Below are 18134 nucleotides of genomic sequence, written 5' to 3'. Positions count from 1 at the left end.
GGACGGCTAGGCGCGGGCGCGCTATGGCGCTCGCTTTAGCTGCGCCATTGCCGGGTCGTCGCCATGATGGCGTTGATGCCAGCGCCGGCTTCCGTGTTGCCGGAAGCCTGCAGCGCCCTGAAGATGCGGCCGGCCGAAGGGAAGTCCCGCAGGTGAAAATAGGACCATGCCCGCAGCATCATCAGATCCTGCTGCTCGGGAGCGACGCGGCTGCGCTGGTCGAGGGCGATGATCACCTCGACATAGCGCGCGTCGCGATAGGCCGCGATCGCCCGCTGCGCGAAAAGGTCGGCGCTCAGTTCCGCCGCGCGGGCGGGCGGCTGCGAGGTCTGTGCCGCAGCGACCTGCGCGTGATTGGTAAGGCCGAGCCGCAGATAGGCGAGCGACTTGCCATAGGCGGCATCCTCGGCCACCTGCCCTGCGCCGATGCGGGTCGCGACATCAAACGCGTCGATGGCTTCCATGGCGCGGTCGAGTTCCAGCAGGCACCAGCCCCGGGCAACGGCGGCGCCGGGCGAGATGCGGCCCGTGCGGAAGGCGGCATTGGTCGATGTGGCGCAATCGCCCTGGCGGGGCCGGGCAGCGGGCGTCGTCGTCGCCGCCGCATAGGCCTCGGGCGCATAGGCCTCGGGTGCAGCATAAGCCTCAGGCGCGGCGGCCGGGGCGAGGTCGAGCGGCATCGCGGCGCGGGCTGACGCCGTAGGCATCGGACCGGCCATCGCCGCCGGAGCGCGCGCGGGCGGCAGTACGAGGGTCGGCTGGGCGCTTGGCGGCAGAGCGCGTGCCGGCAGGGCGCTGGCCGGCGGTGCGGCGGCCTGCACGGCAACGGGCGCCGCCACGGGAATGGCGGCCGGAGCCGGGGCGGTGGCGAGCCGGCGGCGGGCTTCCGGCGACACGGTCGCCAGAATGCGCTCCGACCTCGATCCCCATAGGCGAACAAGGGCATTCAAGGTCGCGTTGTCCCTGAGACGCACGCTCGCAAGCGCAAGGCCATACGCCGAGACCTCGTCTTCCGGCGCCCATTGCACGGCATTGCGGAACCACGAGGCCGCCGTGCTGATCTGGCCGGTATTGTAGGCATACCAGCCCAGGGCCTGCGCTCCGGGCGCGGATTTCTGCTCGGAAACAACGGGCGCAAAGCGCGCGACAACGGACTGATCGAGACGCGGCGGCGGCGAGGCGGCCAGAAGGCTGGACATCAGGTCGATATAGGCGGCCCGGTTGTCGGCACCCCGGTTGCGCCATTCATAGGCGATGGGCTCGGCCTGCAGCGCGCGACCGGCGCCTTCCAGGGCCAGCACGTAGCCTTCGGCTGCCGAGGGGCCACCATTGCGATCCATCGCAAGTTTGAACCAGTCGACCGCCCGGGCGGCATCGCCACGCCGGAAGGCGTACCAGCCGAGAACCAGCGCATCGTCGGCCACCGAACCGCTGCGGGCGACCTGCTCCAGCGCGGTGATGTCCTCGGCGGAAACGGTGACGGTGGTGTCCTGCGCGGCCCGGCTGACGCGGGCGCGGAGCAGGTCGCCGCGCAGGCTGGCGAATTCCGGGCTGCCGTCTGGGCCGTTGCGCTGCAGGGCCAGCAGCGCGTCCAGCTCCGGCCCGCTCAGCAGTTGCATCGCCTTCTGCACGGTGGCGAGACGCTCTTCGGGGTTGGGGCAGCTCTTGAGGATATAGGTGTAGAGATCCTGCGCCCGGGTGGGCGCATCCGTCCGGACGAAGGCTTCGGCCACGCGCCACAGCACGTCCATATTGCCGCAGACCAGCATGCCCGGCGTTTCGGTGGCGATGCGCAGCACCGACGCCCATTGCTTGGCTTCCGCCGCATTGACCAGACGGCGCGCGGCCTCGCCCTGGTCGAGCTGCGCCATGAGGTCGGCCGGCGGCGCCCAGTTTGGCTCGGAGGCCTGACGCTGGGCGATGACGGCGCGGATGTCCGAGAATTTTCCTTCCGCGAACAGTTGCCACATACGGGCGACGTCGGGATCCTGATCGCTGGTCGAACTGAACAGGTCCTTGGGTGGCTGCCAGTTGGGGTACAGCGCCCGCAGCCGGGCCGTCTCGGCATCCAGCCGCTGGCTGTCGCCCTGCGCCGCGAAGAATCGAAGGGCTGATTCGTCGACCTTGGGAGTCGTAGAGTTTTCCGAAGAGGTCCCCGCAGCGGATGACGGGGCGTCCGAGGGTGCACTGAACTGCTGGCCGATCGCCGGAGCGGCGGCCGCCCCGACCAAGACCAGCAGAAGTGCCCTCATCCAAGACATTTCGGATATTTCTCGTTCACCAGGGACAGACTGAGAAGATGAAGGGTCGACGGGTAATAATGCGTCGGCTCCAGCCGGCGGAGGTCAGAGGGAATGGCCGTGCCATCGACCGCGCAAGCAAGCGTGGCCGCCAGCATGCGATAGCCAGGATCCGGCAGCCGCGCCATGTCCTTGCCGGTCGGAATGTTGACGATCGCGGGCATGCCGCCATTTTCGACTAACCAATTGTTCTTTATGGACTTCTGAACATCTGCGTCCGTGACGCCTGCTCGCAGAAGGTAAAGAACTATCCTTAACGAATTGTAACCAAAGACAGGATCGAAGCCTTCGGCGGGCACCAGCGGGCCGTTCGCCGGCGCGGACAGCCAATCCGGCGGGAGCCGCGCGGGCCCAAGGAGAGCCTTGGAAAGCAGTTCGCGGCCCGATGCGGAAACGCCGGCCCAATCGACCTCCGGCGCCAAAGGCGCAAGAGCGGGGAAAGCCTCGAAAATCCAGTACGACAGATTGAGCACGGGCCCGTCCGGGCGCTCGGCGACGGAGAAGCCGGTGACGCCGGGCAGAAGTACCAGCCGGCCCCCTTCCCGGCGGATCACCTCCTTGCCGAGAGCACGGGAGATGCGGGTCGCGGCCTGCACGTAATTCGGCTCGTTCCAGGCCTTTCCAGCGAGCGCAAGCGCATAGGCGATGAGAATGTCGCCGTCGCTTGCGACATTGATGTCGGTCACATGGGGGTTCGCGGCCGGGTCCCATCGCCAGGCGGCCAGGCCGTCGTCGCGGATGAGCAATTCGGTGCGGGTAAAGGTCCAGATGCGCTCGAAGGTCGCCCGGTCGCTGGCGAGATAGGCGAGCAGCATTCCATAGCCCTGCCCCTCGGAATGACTGATGTCGCCATTGGCGTCGTCAATGACCCTTCCGCTCGGATCGACGAATTTTTCGCGGAACGCCGTCCAGTCCGTGGGAGAGATCATCTCGGAAGGCGTACGCGCCGCTGCCCCGGGCGTGAAGGTGAAAACCTGAAGAAGAACGATGAAAGCCAACCCGGCGAGCCGGGTCAGCCACCTTTTCCCGAACGATCGCGAGGGTAGCGGATCAGCAGATTCGTGGCGAAGGCGAAGGCGATGCAGCATAGAATCAGGACCAGCGCGTAAGAGACGATGTTCAGCGACAGCCAGTTCGCTGCGATGAGGCGCAGATTGGACGGCCCAAGAGGTTCGGTCACGATAAATCGGGTGCTGGTCGGTTCGCGCAGGTCCAGCTTGCCTGACGACGCGTTGTAGGCGACGGCCTGCCCGTACCCCTTGAGCCAGTATTCCGGCATGGTGAACGTGTCGATGGCGGCAAGCAGGCTCTCCGATGTGCGGCCGGTGAAGACCGTCCACACCGCATTTCCCTTCGACAGCACGCTCTGGGCGACCAGCACCGACGTTTGCGGCGGCGGATCGAAGGGTTCGTTGGCGCCGTCCCCCATCGAGGCGCCCAGGGCGATGCTGAAATTGTCCATCACCCATTTTTCGAAGCGCTGAATCGCGCCATGGCCGGCAACCTGGTCACGCCAGCGGCCATAAATGTCGTCATTGCCGGATGTGGAACGGATGCGCGCATTGTCGTCCGTCGCCGCAAAGGATGTCGGCGGGCGATCTGCATTGCCGGGCGAGCCGCCTCCACCGGACTCCGGCGCGGAGTTCCTGGCCGGGCTGTCTCCATTGGGTCCGGACAGCCACTTGATCCTGCCGGCTTCCGCCACCCCTACCTCGCGCAAGACGTCCGAGGGGATCTGGTTGATATCGCCGACGAAAAGAACCGGCCGGCTGGCCAGCGAAGCGGGGTTCGGCGCGGTATCGACAGGTGCTATGCCTTCGCGTGACAGCGCCAGCCGGGCCATGATGGTGGCGGCGGTAGCCACGGTGGCGGCATCATGGCGGATGACCACTGCGACCGGCTGCGCCTGATGGAAATACGGATAGCCCCGGCCAAAGAAGGCCGCCAGGTTCGGGGTCGTGCCGATCCGCGCGAAATTGTCCATGACGAACTCGCTTGAATCGAACAGGACGAAGCGCTTCTGCCGCGCCAGCGTGGCGCCCGGGCCGCAGGTCTGATCGGCTTCGACGTCGAGCACCACCTCCAGCCAGATCCGGTTGAGGCCCGCGCGGAAATGCGTCATCGGGATCTTGATGACCTGGTGATTCAACAGCCCGCCGCTTCGCCCGGTCAGCATATAGGTCGAAGCGAGCGAGTCGTTCACATAGACCGAGAGCTGGCTGCCGGGGCGGACGCTGGAGGCGTAGGCGGCGTCGAGAAGTATGCGCGCCTGGCCATCGGCGGCGCCGTAAAAGTCCGCCGGCAGCGCGATCGGAAACCGGACGCGCAGACGCCGGCCTGAAAACTCCTGGGTGGTTACGCCCAAATCCGAAAAGCGAACCGAACGGGCCCCGTTGAAGAAAGGGGCATCCGGCGCAAAGCGCGTGGAAATGGTGAGCGTTTCATCATCGGAGTAGTCCATGCCGGCGGTGAGGCGGTCGATGGCCGCCTCGACATCGCGGCTCGTCTCGCCGCCCAGCACCAGGGCAGCCCCGCCGATCCTGCTGTCGTTCACAAACCGAACCAAAGGCTGGCCGCTCGACAGGGCCGGGGGAACGTCCATGGTGCTGCGCAGATTCTCCGACGTGCCGACAATGACGTTGAGCGTCCCCGGCGGCGCCGCGCCGGGACGCGGGCTGACGACGGAAATGAGGGGATTCGGGAATTGTCCGCGCAGGGCGATCGCCTGAGCGGCACGCAGAATATAGTTGCTGTGCTCGGGCTCGAGCGGTCCGTTGTGGATGAAACGGATATTGGTCGTCCCCCTGTCGTCAACACCGATCGCGGGGAGATTGTCGATCGTGGTAGGAGGAGAGACAGGCCCTCCTTCGAACGCGATCCCGGTGAGCCTGTTGTCGAAGGTCGTCCATAGTTCGTAGGTCGACTGGATCGAGCAGTCCGTGCGATGCACCGCCTGCATGTCGAGGCGTATGAGGTTGCCGCCCGGGCGCAGGACGGCTGCCGGAATCTCGGCGGCAATCTGGGTGGCCCCCTGCGGCGAGGCGATCGGAATTTCCGTCACGAACTGGCCATTGATCGTGACACGGAGCCGCGAGCGCTCCGGCATAACGAAGATCGAGTTGGTGTAGCCGACCAGCAGGGTGGCGGGACGCCTCAGCTCTTGCGGGGTGAAGTACATCACCCAGGCACGCGAGACGGATTCGCCCTCCAACCGCATGCTCGGAATCGGAATGATGAAGCGATCCGGCACGCGGGAGGCCTCCACTGCCACCGGCGGCGGTGCCGCTGTGGCGAGGGCCTGGCCGGGCACCATCTGAAACGGCAGGGCGTTGCCGGGAAGCGCATCGCCGGGCGAGCCGGCGCCTGGCGCGGGAGCCCTGTCGGGCACAGCAGCCGGCGCGCGCGGCTGGATGGCGAAGGGCGCACCCAACCCATCGGTGGTCGGAATCGTGGCGGGAAGCGTGGCGGAATCGCCCGGCTCGACGCCACCGCCCCGAATGTCGAAGGCCGACCGGGGGCTCCCGCGCCCGCCCGAACCCGCGTCGTCATGCGGCTGGAAGGCAGGCTGCAGCAGCACGCCCAAAGGCGACGCGTCTCTACGCCCCATCTCGAATGATGTCTCCGCCGCAGCCGCGAAGGCCGCCAGAGACATGCCGGCCGCCAGGGCGGCGCACAGCAGGAAGCGTCCACGCTTCATCATGGGTGTCGCGCTCCCGGGACCGCTTCCGGCTTGCGCTTGCGCGCCAGCTTTTCGAGCAGGGTGACGTAGGCGAGGCCGCGCAGGGTCTGGTAACCGGCGATCATGAGAAATCCCACAGTCCCCTTCAGCACGCCGGGATTTTTGCGCCGGGACGCCTGAAACTGTTTCCACTGGTCAGCATTGGCGAAGATGAGGTCGGCGATCAGCTGATAATGGCCGGCGCATTTCGCGTTGAACTGGGCGCCCAGGGTAACGGTGCGCCCATCAATGGCAATCTTGCGCACGAGGACCGGCAAGGTATCGCTGAGGCACGCATCCGGCGGCGTCAGGCGCACGGCGGCATGTGCTCCCAGGCGGGCCTCGGTGCCGGGCGGCAGTTCGGCCCGAATTCGCATGCCACCCATGGATACGTCCTCGATGACGGCGGGGACGTCCGCGCCATCGATCATGAGTTCGCAGCGGCGCGAAATGGTGATGCGCTGGCTGTGTCGCTTCGCCGCCCGTTCGGAGACCACGCCGAGCGCGCAGCCTGAAATGATCAGGTTGAGCAGATTCCACATGCCCACGACGATGGTGATGTCGGCGGCATAAGGCTCCGCCGCGATCCGCCAGAAGGTGACCAAGACCGCGATGATCTGAATGACGAAGATGACGAAGATCGGAATCCCGATTTCCGAAATCCGGTTCTCGTCGATGGTCTCACCCTTTGCCGTCACCCGGAAGGTTGGCTTCCGGGGATTGAGCATCACCGAGATCAGAGCGGGCAGAAGATAGACGGTCTGGATGTACTCATAAAGCTCTGAAAACCACGGCCAACGGTACTGTCCGTAGAGATAACTCTGCATGAACAGATTTATCAGAATGTAGACGGCAGTATAGGCGACGAATTCGGCGCCGGAGCCGTTGAATATCTCCAGCGAGAAAAACAGATAGAATAGAGGCGATATGAGAAATATTGCGCGCGAAATCGGAAAAAACCAGAAGAGTATGCTCGACATATAGCAGACACGCTGCGGGAATGTCAGGCCGGAGCGGAAAAGCGGGAAATGGAACCGCAAGATCTGGTACATGCCCTGCGCCCAGCGAGAGCGCTGACCGATGAAACTGGCGAAGGTTTCCGGCTGCAGCCCGGCGATGAGCGGGGTGTCGACATACACGCTGTGCCAGCCACGCGCGTGCAGGGTGAGCGCGGTTTCGCAATCCTCGGTGATGGAGGAGTGGGCGAAACCGTCGGTTTCCTTCAGCGCTTCGCGGCGCAGCACCGCCGCCGAGCCGCAGAAGAACGCGCCGCCCCAGCGGTCAAGGCCGCGCTGGATGACGCCGTAGAACATCTCGTTCTCCGACGGCATACGGTTCCAGGTGTTCAGACTGCGCTCGACCGGGTCGGGATTTATGAAAAAATGCGGGGTCTGGACCAGGAAGAGGCGCGGGTCCTTGATGAAATAGCCGACCGTTTCCTTCAGGAACGAGCGCGCCGGCGCATGGTCCGCATCGAAAACCACGATGAGTTCGCCGGTCGAGTGGGCCATGCCGTGGTTGAGATTGCCGGCCTTGGCGTGGTCGTTGCGGGCGCGGGTCAGATAGTTCACCCCCAGGTCCCGGCAAAGTTCCATGAGCGTCTGCCGACGCTGCTGCGCCTCGCGCGCGGCGGCGAGGTCATGCTGCTGGCATTTCTGGTCCGTGCCGCCATCGTCGAGCAGCCAGACCTTGAAACGGTTGCGGGGGTAATCGATGGCCGTGGCAGCGGCCAGCGTCGTGGCAAGCAGACCCGCATCCTCGTTGTAGCTCGGGACGAAGATATCGACGGTGGGCTCGGTGCCGGGCGCGATCACCGGCGCGGTGCGCGGGGGCTGCGGCGAGGAGACGACGAACAGACTGAGCGCCAGCAAGGCAACGCTATACATCTCGGCGCAGTACAGCAGCAACGCCGGGATGAAATTGACCACATCCCCAACCGGAGGCAGCGTCGAAGTGGTGCGCCAGTAGACGTATCTCGCCACCATCGCCACGCCCAAGGTGAGCGCCACCATGCGCGGCGCGCCTTCGGGGGCGAACATTTTCAAAATAACAATTAGTAGAATCACAATGCAACCAGTAACAAGCTGCGCCTGCAGATTCACGGGTAAGGTTATAATGAACGCTGCCGCAACGCTCAGCACCACCCACATACCTACCAGCAATTTGCTATTCATGATGCGGACAGCTCACTCTGAGGCCGGAAAGGCAGGCTCTTACTTTGCGTAGCGGGTGATCGCAAGCTGCGAAGCGACAACCGAGGCGGTATGTGGCTATCACATCGTGGAACATCTTGTTCGATCTTTGACATTTCTGCCACCGCGCCATGGCGTTAGATTGCTGAAATGCGTGATTCGGTTTCAGACTGCGACATGTCCGCCATGAACGATTCGTCAATCGGCCCGGGCGATGCAAGTGCGCTGCGCGAAAGATCGCGCGGCACGATGGGGCGTGTGCGTGCCCTGCGCCGCCCGTTACTCGCCGCGGGTTGCGTGCTTCTGCTGGGAGGTTGTGGCCTCTCTCGCGGCGGCGCCCCGGTCATCGCCACGATGGCGATCGAGGTGCCCAGCGTGGAAGCGCTTATCCTGCCGGATCCCGGGGGGCCGCGCGTGGTCGGCGTGATCGAGACGCGCTACGCCAACGCGCTGGAGCAAAAGGTCTTCGTCGGAACCGACGCGGTCACTCCCGGCCAGAACGCCTTTCATGTCATCTTCTTCGGGCCGGTGGAATCGCGCACGGGCAAGGAGAATATCCAGAACGACACCTTCCTCGCGCAGGACGCCCTCGCGGAAGAGATGGAAAGCGCCATGCCGGGGGTCGACATGCGGCCCTCCAACTATTTCGTCGAAAATCGCTACGGGCCGTTCGGCTACGCGCTGGGGCGAGGAACGGGGCGGGATCTGTGCATCTACGCCTGGCAACGCATCCAGTCGCATGACCGGGTGAACGTGGTGTCCGGGGACAGGGGCGTGCTGTCGGTGCGGCTGCGCCTGTGCGAGGCCGGCGCGACGGAAGCCTCGTTGCTGCGCGTCATGTATCGCTACACCATCAATGGCTATTTCCTGCCGCGCAGCTGGCAGCCCTACGGCCGGCCGCTTCCGGAGCCGGTAGGAATCGGCCGGATCGGCGGGCCGAATGTCTATCCCGGACAGGTCTACGGGGCTCCTGACCCGTCCCTGGCCCCGGCTCAGCCCGTCAGCCAGCCTCGGGCACCGTCTCGCGCGGCGGCGCCCGTCCAGGAGGTCGTCCCTGACGTGCCCGCCGCGCCGCTGGAGGGTTATCCAACCGTGCCCGCGCCGCAGTAACGCTGTCGCCCGGCCAGCGGTCGTGCCGCGCGGCCCCATTTGCGGCCTTACCCGCGAGGGCGATCCCCCGGCGGCATCGGAATGCCAAGGCTCGCCGCCGTCGGCAGTTCGGGAAGAACGGACTTTGCCGGCGCCGCCGCCGACGACGTGGTTTTCGCCGGTGCGGCGTCGGCCACCGCCCCCGTAGCCTCAGGCTCAAGCGGCTCCGCCTTGATGGCGCCGAGCCGCCAATGCCCGTTCACCGGCTCGAAGGCAACGTCGAAGCCAATGCGCAGCGGTGCCGTCGGGAAATAGCCGCTCAGACGCAGCAGGCCATCCGTCCCGATGGTGGGAGCGCCCGAGAGTTTCACGTCCAGCAGCGCCACAGCGGCAAAATCCAGCTTGCCCTCGCGCCAGATGCGAAAGCGGTCGGCCAGCGACGCACTGGAATTGGCATCGCGGAACGATGGCGCCGCAAGGTCGCGCAGCACGGAATAATTGCCGGTGACGTTGGCCTGGTTGAGCGCGATCATCGTGCCGCGCAGCAGGGCGAGCAGCACGGCCGGCGGCGGCATGGCGTCGGCCCGCTGCTCCTGAGCCTTCCCGGCTAGGGGAGCGAGAACGCCCACGAGAAAGGCGAGCGCCAGAACGGTTGCGCGGCTTCGCATGCCAATCACCAAGCGAACAGCACGCCAGCCTTGCCGCCGACGGTGCCTTCATTCAGGCCAATGCCGATACTTCCCGTGACGAAAAACGAATCGTCGTGGATGCGCGCGATTGTCGACAGGGCGAGGGCGTTCTGTCCACCGAAGGTGCCCCATTGCGCGCTCATTGCCATGTTCTTGCCGGTCGGCAGCGGCGGCGTGTCCATTGCCATCGCCATGGCGACGCCCTCGGTGACGCGGTCGATCTGCGCCATGACCGGCCGCAGATCGAACAAGGACGACACGTCGGCGCTCGCGAGATTACCGGAGGCATCGGTGGTGACGATCTGTGTCGGCCCGCTTTGTGCCCCGCGGCTGGCGCCGGAGGTCAGGCCCGCCATGGTGTAGGTCGAGCCGCTCGTGCCCATCGCCACCTGGTTGGCGCGGGTGGTGGTGGCGCCGGCGCCGATGGCGGTCGATCCCGTGAAGGAGGCGGTGGAACCGTAGCCGAGCGCCGTCGACTGCGTCGCCGAGGCATTGGCATTCTGGCCGATGGCGGCGGAACTGGCGCCGGCGGCATTGGCGTTCTGGCCCACGGCAGCCGAGCCGGCGCCGGCTGCAACGGCGTTCTGGCCGAGGGCGGTGGCGCCCGCACCATTGGCTGTCGCCCCATAGCCGAGCGCGGTGGCATTGGCGGCATTGGCAACCGCGCCCTGCCCGAGCGCGGTCGATCCCGCACCATTGGCGGTGGCGCCGGTGCCGAGAGCGGTGGCATTGGCGGCATTGGCAACGGCCCCCTGGCCCACCGCCGTCGAAGCCGCAGCATTGGCGCGCGCGCCCTGCCCGACCGCCGTGGCGTTGGCGCCGTTGGCGAGCGCGTCCTGACCGAGCGCCGAGGACGCCGTGCCGTTGGCGCTCGCGCCGCTGCCATAGGCCGAGGAGTTCGCGGAATTGGCGACCGCACCCTGCCCGGTGGCGGTCGATTGCGCGCCATTGGCGGTAGCACTCCAGCCAATGGCCGTCGACGACACGCCATTGGCCACGGCAAGCTGGCCAAACGCGCTGGCATTGTCGGAAAAGGCCCGCGATCCCTGCCCGACCGCCGTGGTGCCGGCCTGGGTTGCCTGGGCGTCATCGCCGATCGCCGTCGACGCAGCCCCGCTTGCCGCGCCCCCGCATTGCAGGGCGGTGGCGGTGAGCTGGCAGCTGATGTCGTCTGCGGCGGCCGGCAGGATCATCAAGACGGCACAAAGTGCGGTGGCTGCCGATCCGTATGTCGTCGAAAGCCGCCGTCGCATCTGCAATTCTCGAATCCGCCGCGTGACGCGCCCAGCCGCGCACACGCAGAATCGGCGGAGCATGGTTAATGCTGCGTTAACTTTCCGCTGTATCCACATCGCCGCGCGTGCCGCCGCCAATGCGCGCGCGAGTGGCGCGGTCTCGCCCGCCATGCGTTTTGCATCCGGGCGTTGCTGCCCCAGCCGCTGCAAAGCTCGGAAACAAAACTCACCCCAATCCCGCCTCACCGGAAACAGGCGGGCAATCCCGCTCGGCTAGTGCTGCCCGCTCGCCGAAAGCGGCACGGCAGAGACAAACCGGGCGAGGAATGGTGAAGAGCAGGTTTTTTCTACTGCTGGCGCTGGCGGCTCTCTTCGTGCTGCTCGCCGGCGTCTATGCCACGCACAGCCAATGGACGAAGAACCCCGCCGCCGCCACGCTGGTGACGGCGCAGGTGGTGCGCGCCGACGTGGAAGAGGCGGTGCTCGCCAGCGGCACGCTCAAGCCCGCCAAACTCGTCGCCGTCGGCGCGCAGGCATCCGGCCGCATCACCCGGGTCGCGGTGGCGCTCGGCCAGCAGGTGAAGGCGGGCGACCTGCTCGCCGAGATCGATTCAGTACTGCAGATGAATGCCCTGCGTACCGCGCGGGCGGCGCTCGAAAACGTACGCGCTCAGCTCGCGGAGAAGGAGGCAGTGTTTCATCGCGACGAACTGATCCTGCAGCGCCGCACCTCCATGGTGACGACCAAGATCGTGTCGCAGGCGGATTTCGAGGCCGCGGAAGCGGATGTGAAGGCCACGCGGGCGCAGATCGACCAGCTCAAGGCACAGATCATCGAGGCGCAGGTCGCCGTTGAAAACGCACAATCCAATCTGGGCTATACGCGCATCACCGCGCCGATCGACGGCACCGTGCTGGCCATTGTCAGCCAGGAAGGCCAGACGGTGAATGCCACCCAGTCGGCCCCGACCATCATGGTGCTCGGGCAGCTCGACACGATGACCGTCCGGGCCGACATCTCGGAAGCCGACGTGGTCCGCACGGCGCCGGGCCAGCGCGCCTTCTTCACCATCGTCGGCGAGGGCGGGCGCCGCTACGAGACCGAACTCGCCTTCATCGAGCCGGCACCGGAATCGATCAAGAGCGACGACAGCTTCTCCTCCGCGACCTCAAGCACATCCGGCACGGCGGGCACCTCCAGCAGCACCAGTTCCGCCATCTACTACAAGGGCGTTCTGAACGTGCCGAACGCCGAAGGCCGGCTGCGCACCTATATGACGGCGGAGGTGCACATCATCGTCGGCACCGCGACGCAGGCCCTCACCATTCCGGCGATGGCGCTGGGCACGCGCCGCGCGGACGGGCGCTACGAGTTGCGGGTGCTGGAGCCCGATGGGCGGGTCGAGACCCGCACGGTCGAGATCGGGCTCAACGACAAGACCGTGGCCGAGGTTCGCGCCGGGCTCTCGGAGGGCGAGCGCGTCGTGACCGGCGACACCTCGAGCGTTACACCCGCCCCGCCGGGCATGCCCGGTCCCCCGCCGATGGGGTTTTGACGATGAATAGCGGCGCCTCTGCCACGACGCCTCTCATCTCCCTTGACGGCGTGCGGCGCGACTACGCCTCCGGCGAGGAAAAGGTCACCGTGCTCCGCGAAATCAATCTCGCCATTTACGCAGGCGAAATGGTGGCCATCGTCGGCGTCTCAGGGTCCGGCAAGTCCACGCTGATGAACATTCTCGGCTGCCTCGACCGGCCGAGCGCCGGGCGCTACCGCATTGCCGGACGCGACGTCGCGCAGCTTTCGGCCGACGAATTGGCGGAACTACGCCGGGAACATTTCGGCTTCGTGTTCCAACGCTACAATCTGCTCGCCGAGCTCACTGCACTCGGCAACGTCGAGATGCCCGCCATCTATGCCGGCCTGGCGGCGGGCGTGCGGCGAGCCCGTGCCCGCGCACTGCTGTGCCGGCTGGGCATGGGCGCCCGCCTGAAACACCGGCCCGGGCAGCTCTCCGGCGGCCAGCAGCAGCGCGTGTCCATCGCCCGCGCGCTGATGAACGACGCCGATGTGATCCTCGCCGACGAGCCAACCGGCGCGCTGGACCGCCAGAGCGGCGAGGAAATGCTGAATATCCTCGCCGAGCTCAATGCCGAGGGTCGCACGGTGATCATCGTCACCCACGACATGAATGTGGCGGCGCGCGCCCGGCGCGTCATCGAGATCGACGACGGCCGGATCGTGAACGACCGCCGTACCGGGGCCGACATCGCTCAGGCCGCGCCCGCGCCGGCGGCTTCGAAGGCCGTTTCACATGGCTGGCGTCAGCGCCTCGACCAGTTCGGCGAGGCGTTCCGCATGGCGCTGATGTCGATGAATGCCCATCGCCTGCGCACCGGCCTCACCATGCTCGGCATCGTCATCGGCATTGCCTCGGTGGTGTGCGTGGTGGCGCTGGGTGAGGGCTCGCGGCAGAAGGTGCTTGCCAATATCAGCGGTCTCGGCACCAACACGATCGAGATTTTCGCCGGCAAGGACTATGGCGACACACGCTCGGGCCGCATCACCACGCTGGTGGTGGCGGATGCCGACGAACTCGCCCGCCAGCCCTATGTCGCTGCCGCCACTCCCACCATCTCGACCCAGAGCACGGTGCGCTTCGCCGGCAAGGAGGCGAACGCCCTGGTAAACGGGGTGAGCGAGCAGTATTTCGCCGCCAAGGGCACCCGGCTCGCACAGGGCCGCTTCTTCGACGTGGAGAGCGTCAGGGCGCGCGCCCTGGACGTCGTGATCGATGAGAACACCCGCAAGGCACTGTTCGACGAGACAGGCATGGAGCCGGTGGGCGCGGTGGTGCTGGTCGGCACCGTACCGGCCCGCGTGGTTGGCGTCACCCAGCCGCAGCAGGGCGGGTTCGGATCGAGCCAGAACCTCTCGCTCTACCTGCCCTTTACGGCCGTCCAGACCCGCATTCTCGGCTCGACCTCGCTACGCTCGATCACGCTGAAGATAAAGGACGATGTCGACAGCGCCTATGCCGAGCAGGCGGTGACGCGCTTCCTCACCCAGCGCCACGGAAGCAAGGACTTCTTCATCATCAACACCGACGACATCCGCCGCACCATCACCAGCACGACCCAGACGATGACGGTGCTGATCGCCGCCATCGCCGTCATCTCGCTGGTGGTCGGCGGCATCGGGGTGATGAACATCATGCTGGTATCGGTGTCCGAGCGCGTCGGCGAGATCGGCGTGCGCATGGCGGTGGGCGCGCGGCGCAGCAACATTCTCCAGCAGTTCCTCACCGAGGCGGTGATGGTGTGCCTGCTGGGCGGCGCGACCGGCATCGCGCTGGCGCTGGCCTTCGGGGCGGTTTTCTCGCTTACCGGGTCGAATTTCAGCCTGATCTATTCGACCGCCTCGATCGTGGTCGCCTTCGCCTGCTCCAGCCTGATCGGCATGGCCTTCGGCTATCTTCCCGCCCGCAACGCGTCCCGCCTTGATCCCGTCGCAGCTTTGACAAATTCCCGCCAGTAATTTTCAGAAACGCTATCGTCCAAATTGGAAATATTACCACCACACTCTCAGCCAATTGAACCGCGAATGTACATGCAACAAATCGTTATCGCGGTGAAAAGCATCCATGCTGAACCTCATCCTTCGACTCTGGCACTGGATGGCGGATCCCTACGAAAACACTTGCCCGTACTGTAAAGGCGGCGAGTTGTGCGAGGAATGCCTGCATTTCTGGGCGATCAAATAGCAGACGCGACCCCCCGCGCCGCGTGGGCCTGCGGGCGGCAGCCATCGGGCCGGGGCGCGGCGTTCTATTCGGCGGGCGTGTGGACGATGCCGGGCGCGACTTCGGCGTGGGCGGTGTGGTGGACGCGCCCGATGAACGAATAAACCACCGGAACCACGAACAGGGTGAGAAGCGTGCCCAGGGTCATGCCGCCGACGATGACCCAGCCGATCTGCGACCGGCTCTCCGCGCCCGCGCCGCTCGCCAGCGCGAGAGGGACCGCGCCGAGCACCATGGCGCCCGTCGTCATGAGGATCGGCCGCAGGCGCAGCACCGCCGCCTCGATGACCGAGGCGCGCCGGTCCAGCCCGGCTTCCTGCTGCTGGTTGGCGAACTCGACGATCAAGATGCCGTGCTTGGTGATCAGGCCCACCAGCGTCACCAGGCCGATCTGCGAATAGACGTTGAGCGAGCCCCCGGTGAAATAGAGCGCCGCCAGCGCCCCGGTCATCGACAGGGGAACGGTGAGCATGATGATCACCGGGTCGCGGAAGCTCTCGAACTGCGCTGCCAGCACCAGGTAGATGAACCCCAGCGCCAGCAGGAACACCACGACGAGGCTCTGGCCGGCCGCGCGGAACTCACGGCTCTGGCCGGCCACATCGGTCTGAACCGTCTGCGGCAAGACCTCCCGCGCGGTCTGGTCCAGGAAGGCCAGCGCCTCGCCTTGCGAAAAGCCCGGCGCGAGATTGGCCGAGATGGTGGCGGAGCGAAGCTGGTTGAAGCGCTTCAGCTCCTGCGGCGCCACGCTCTCGCGCACGGTGACGAGGTTTGACAGCTGCACCATCTCGCCGCCGGCCGACCGGAGATAGATGGTCTCGAGCGTGGCCGGCGACGCCCGGTCGCGGGCGTCGAGCTGGACATAGACGTCGTATTGTTCGCCGCCCACCTCGAACCGCGTCACCTGCCGGCCGCCGAGAAGGCTCTCCAGCGTGCGGCCGAGCACCGCGATGTCGATTCCGAGATCCGCCGCCTTGGCGCGGTCCACCGCGACGGAAATCTCGGGCTTGTTCAGTTTCAGATCGCTGTCGATGCTGACGAGGCCGGGATAGTCGCGGATGCGTTCGAGGAAGCGGTCGACATATTCGTCGAGCTGCTCATAGGTGCCGGATGTCTGGATGACGAACTCGATCGGCCGGGAATTGTTCGAGGCTCCGAGCGAAGGAGGGTTGTTGGCGTAGGCATTGATGCCGGCGATGCGCCGCAGCTCCGGCGTCAGCTTGGTCACCAGTTCCTGCTGGCGCACGTCGCGCTCGGACCAGTCCTTCAACCGGCCGATCACCAGGAAGCGGTGCACTTCGGGGAAGCCGTTGATGATGAGCACGCTGTCGACTTCCGGCTCCTTCGAGACGATCTCGTCGATCTGGTTGGTGTAGCGCGTGGTGTAGGCGAGCGTGGACCCTTCCGGCCCGCTGCCGGTGACGCGGATCACGCCACGGTCTTCCACCGGTGAAAGCTCTGAGGGCAGTGCCGTCAGGAAGAAGACGCTGGCGCCGGCGACGAGCAGCGCGATCAGCAGGATGAGGGGCCGAACCCGCAGCGTGGTGCCGAGCAGGCGACGGTAGCCGCTCTCCATCGCCCGCAGCCGCCCCTCGATGAAGGCCGACACCCTGCCCGGCTTTGCCTCGTGCTTGAGAAGGCGCGAGCACATCATCGGCGTCAGCGTCAGCGCCACGAAGCCGGAGATGACCACGGCGCCGGCGAGTGTCAGCGCGAATTCGAGGAACAGCCGCCCTGTGCGTCCCGGCGCGAAGGCCACCGGCGCATAGACCGCGGCCAGCGTCATGGTCATGGCGATGACCGCGAAACCGATCTCCCGCGCGCCCTTGATCGCTGCCGGGATCGGCTTCATCCCGTGCTCGATATGGCGGAAGATGTTCTCTAGCACCACGATGGCGTCGTCCACCACGAGGCCAATGGCGAGCACGAAGGCAAGCAGGGTCAGCGTGTTCACGCTGAAGCCCAGCGCGTACATGATGACGAAGGTGGTGATCAGCGAGATCGGGATGGTGACGATCGGGATGATGGAGGCGCGGAAGGAGCGCAGAAACACCACGATTACAAGCACCACCAGGATCACGGCCTCGAAGATGGTGTGGAACACCGCTTCGATCGATCGGTCGATGAACACCGCATTGTCGTTGCCGATGGTGGCGGTCATGCCTTCCGGCAGGCTCTCATTGACCGCCGGCAGCACCGCGCGGGCGCCGGCGGACACATCGAGTGGGTTGGCCACCGCCTGCTTGATCACGCCGATGAAGATCGCCGCGCCGCCATTGAAGCGGCTCGCCCGGCGCTCGTCGGCCGCGCCGAGCTCGACGCGGGCGACGTCGCTCATATGCACCTGCGCGCCGCCGGCCCGCTTGACGACGATGTCGTTGAACTGGTCGACCGTCGTCATGCCAGTACGCGACAAGACGGTGAACTCGCGGTCGACGCTCTCGATGCGCCCCGACGGAATCTCTACATTCTGCGCGCTTAGCGCGTCCTCGATATCCTGAACCGTGAGGCTATAGGCGGCGAGGCGCTCGCGATCGACCCAGATGCGCATGGCGTAGCGACGCTCGCCAAAGATCTGCACATCGGCGACGCCGCTGATGTTCTTGAACCGGTCGACAATGTAGCGGTCGATATAATCGGACAGTTCGAGCCCCGACATGCGGTCGGAACGGAAGACGACGAACAGCACCGGCTGGGCGTCGGCCTCGACCTTGGAGATCACCGGCTCGTCGATCTCATCGGGCAGGCGCTGGCGTACCCGGCTCACGCGGTCGCGCACATCGCTGGCCGCCACGTCCGGATCGACCTCCAGCCGAAAACGCACCGTGATGCGGCTCGATTCCGAACGGCTGGTCGATTCCAGCACGTCGATGCCCTCGATGCCGGCGATGGAGCCTTCCAGCACCTGCGTCACCTGGCTCTCGACGATGCTCGCCGACGCGCCCGGATAGGTCGTCACCACGGAGACGACCGGCTCATCGATATTGGGGTATTCACGCACCGTAAGACGGCTGTAGGAAACGATGCCGATCAGGATAAGCAGCAGGCTCAGCACGGTCGCGAAGACTGGGCGGCGGACGCACAGTTCGGAAATACCCATGATGCGGC

At 66.0% G+C, this 18134-nt stretch carries 10 protein-coding genes; 3 read left to right on the top strand and 7 right to left on the bottom strand.

Annotation, left to right across the window (positions count from 1 at the left end):
* Positions 1 to 35 precede the first annotated feature (35 nt).
* The 4 genes from ACQY76_RS12705 to bcsA form a co-directional block, all read right to left on the bottom strand.
* Positions 36 to 2252: a hypothetical protein gene (locus ACQY76_RS12705; RefSeq protein WP_428029101.1), complete on the bottom strand. Its 2217-nt coding sequence runs from the start codon at positions 2250 to 2252 to the stop codon at positions 36 to 38.
* Positions 2249 to 3229 (bottom strand): glycosyl hydrolase family 8, encoded by a 981-nt coding sequence (locus ACQY76_RS12700; RefSeq protein ID WP_428033005.1) that lies wholly within the window; start codon positions 3227 to 3229, stop codon positions 2249 to 2251. Before ACQY76_RS12700 ends, ACQY76_RS12705 begins: the two co-directional genes overlap by 4 nt.
* 83 nt (positions 3230 to 3312) lie before the next feature.
* A complete protein-coding gene (locus tag ACQY76_RS12695) occupies positions 3313 to 6000 on the bottom strand; it encodes a cellulose biosynthesis cyclic di-GMP-binding regulatory protein BcsB (RefSeq protein WP_428029100.1) in 2688 nt (895 codons plus the stop codon).
* The gene (bcsA, locus tag ACQY76_RS12690) at positions 5997 to 8192 is read right to left on the bottom strand and encodes a UDP-forming cellulose synthase catalytic subunit (RefSeq protein WP_428029099.1); all 2196 of its coding nucleotides are present in this window, start codon (positions 8190 to 8192) and stop codon (positions 5997 to 5999) included. Before bcsA ends, ACQY76_RS12695 begins: the two co-directional genes overlap by 4 nt.
* A gap of 195 nt (positions 8193 to 8387) precedes the next feature.
* On the opposite strand from bcsA, the gene bcsN reads away from it, so the two are divergent.
* Positions 8388 to 9320 (top strand): cellulose biosynthesis protein BcsN, encoded by a 933-nt coding sequence (gene bcsN, locus ACQY76_RS12685; protein WP_428029098.1) that lies wholly within the window; start codon positions 8388 to 8390, stop codon positions 9318 to 9320.
* A 47-nt stretch (positions 9321 to 9367) separates the two neighbouring features.
* On the opposite strand, the gene ACQY76_RS12680 is transcribed toward bcsN, so the two are convergent.
* Together ACQY76_RS12680 and ACQY76_RS12675 are read right to left on the bottom strand one after the other, a co-directional pair.
* Positions 9368 to 9967 carry a hypothetical protein gene (locus ACQY76_RS12680; protein ID WP_428029097.1) on the bottom strand — a complete coding sequence of 200 codons (600 nt, stop codon included), beginning with the start codon at positions 9965 to 9967 and terminating at the stop codon, positions 9368 to 9370.
* A 5-nt stretch (positions 9968 to 9972) separates the two neighbouring features.
* The gene (locus tag ACQY76_RS12675; RefSeq protein WP_428029096.1) at positions 9973 to 11181 is read right to left on the bottom strand and encodes a YadA-like family protein; all 1209 of its coding nucleotides are present in this window, start codon (positions 11179 to 11181) and stop codon (positions 9973 to 9975) included.
* A 368-nt stretch (positions 11182 to 11549) separates the two neighbouring features.
* Here ACQY76_RS12675 and ACQY76_RS12670 point away from each other — a divergent pair, with 368 nt between their 5' ends.
* Together ACQY76_RS12670 and ACQY76_RS12665 are read left to right on the top strand one after the other, a co-directional pair.
* On the top strand, positions 11550 to 12779 hold the full coding sequence (locus ACQY76_RS12670; RefSeq protein WP_428029095.1) for an efflux RND transporter periplasmic adaptor subunit: 1230 nt from the start codon (positions 11550 to 11552) through the stop codon (positions 12777 to 12779).
* Between the two features lie 2 nt (positions 12780 to 12781).
* On the top strand, positions 12782 to 14761 hold the full coding sequence (locus tag ACQY76_RS12665) for a MacB family efflux pump subunit (RefSeq protein WP_428029094.1): 1980 nt from the start codon (positions 12782 to 12784) through the stop codon (positions 14759 to 14761).
* Between the two features lie 290 nt (positions 14762 to 15051).
* On the opposite strand, the gene ACQY76_RS12660 is transcribed toward ACQY76_RS12665, so the two are convergent.
* Positions 15052 to 18126: an efflux RND transporter permease subunit gene (locus ACQY76_RS12660; RefSeq protein WP_428029093.1), complete on the bottom strand. Its 3075-nt coding sequence runs from the start codon at positions 18124 to 18126 to the stop codon at positions 15052 to 15054.
* Positions 18127 to 18134: the final 8 nt, after the last annotated feature.

Origin of the sequence: Ancylobacter sp. (genome assembly GCF_965279025.1) — a bacterium.
In the GTDB taxonomy this organism is placed as follows: domain Bacteria; phylum Pseudomonadota; class Alphaproteobacteria; order Rhizobiales; family Xanthobacteraceae; genus Ancylobacter.
The sequence above is the reverse complement of the archived record's forward strand: the minus strand, read 5'-3'. Positions and strand labels throughout refer to the sequence as shown.

Excerpts from the sequence above, each read along its gene's own strand:
- bcsN (WP_428029098.1), top strand. The coding sequence starts at position 8,388 with ATGTCCGCCATGAACGATTCGTCAATCGGCCCGGGCGATGCAAGTGCG.
- ACQY76_RS12695 (WP_428029100.1), bottom strand. The coding sequence starts at position 6,000 with ATGATGAAGCGTGGACGCTTCCTGCTGTGCGCCGCCCTGGCGGCCGGC.
- ACQY76_RS12705 (WP_428029101.1), bottom strand. The coding sequence starts at position 2,252 with ATGAGGGCACTTCTGCTGGTCTTGGTCGGGGCGGCCGCCGCTCCGGCG.
- ACQY76_RS12660 (WP_428029093.1), bottom strand. The coding sequence starts at position 18,126 with ATGGGTATTTCCGAACTGTGCGTCCGCCGCCCAGTCTTCGCGACCGTG.
- ACQY76_RS12665 (WP_428029094.1), top strand. The coding sequence starts at position 12,782 with ATGAATAGCGGCGCCTCTGCCACGACGCCTCTCATCTCCCTTGACGGC.
- ACQY76_RS12670 (WP_428029095.1), top strand. The coding sequence starts at position 11,550 with ATGGTGAAGAGCAGGTTTTTTCTACTGCTGGCGCTGGCGGCTCTCTTC.
- ACQY76_RS12700 (WP_428033005.1), bottom strand. The coding sequence starts at position 3,229 with ATGATCTCTCCCACGGACTGGACGGCGTTCCGCGAAAAATTCGTCGAT.
- bcsA (WP_428029099.1), bottom strand. The coding sequence starts at position 8,192 with ATGAATAGCAAATTGCTGGTAGGTATGTGGGTGGTGCTGAGCGTTGCG.
- ACQY76_RS12680 (WP_428029097.1), bottom strand. The coding sequence starts at position 9,967 with ATGCGAAGCCGCGCAACCGTTCTGGCGCTCGCCTTTCTCGTGGGCGTT.
- ACQY76_RS12675 (WP_428029096.1), bottom strand. The coding sequence starts at position 11,181 with ATGATCCTGCCGGCCGCCGCAGACGACATCAGCTGCCAGCTCACCGCC.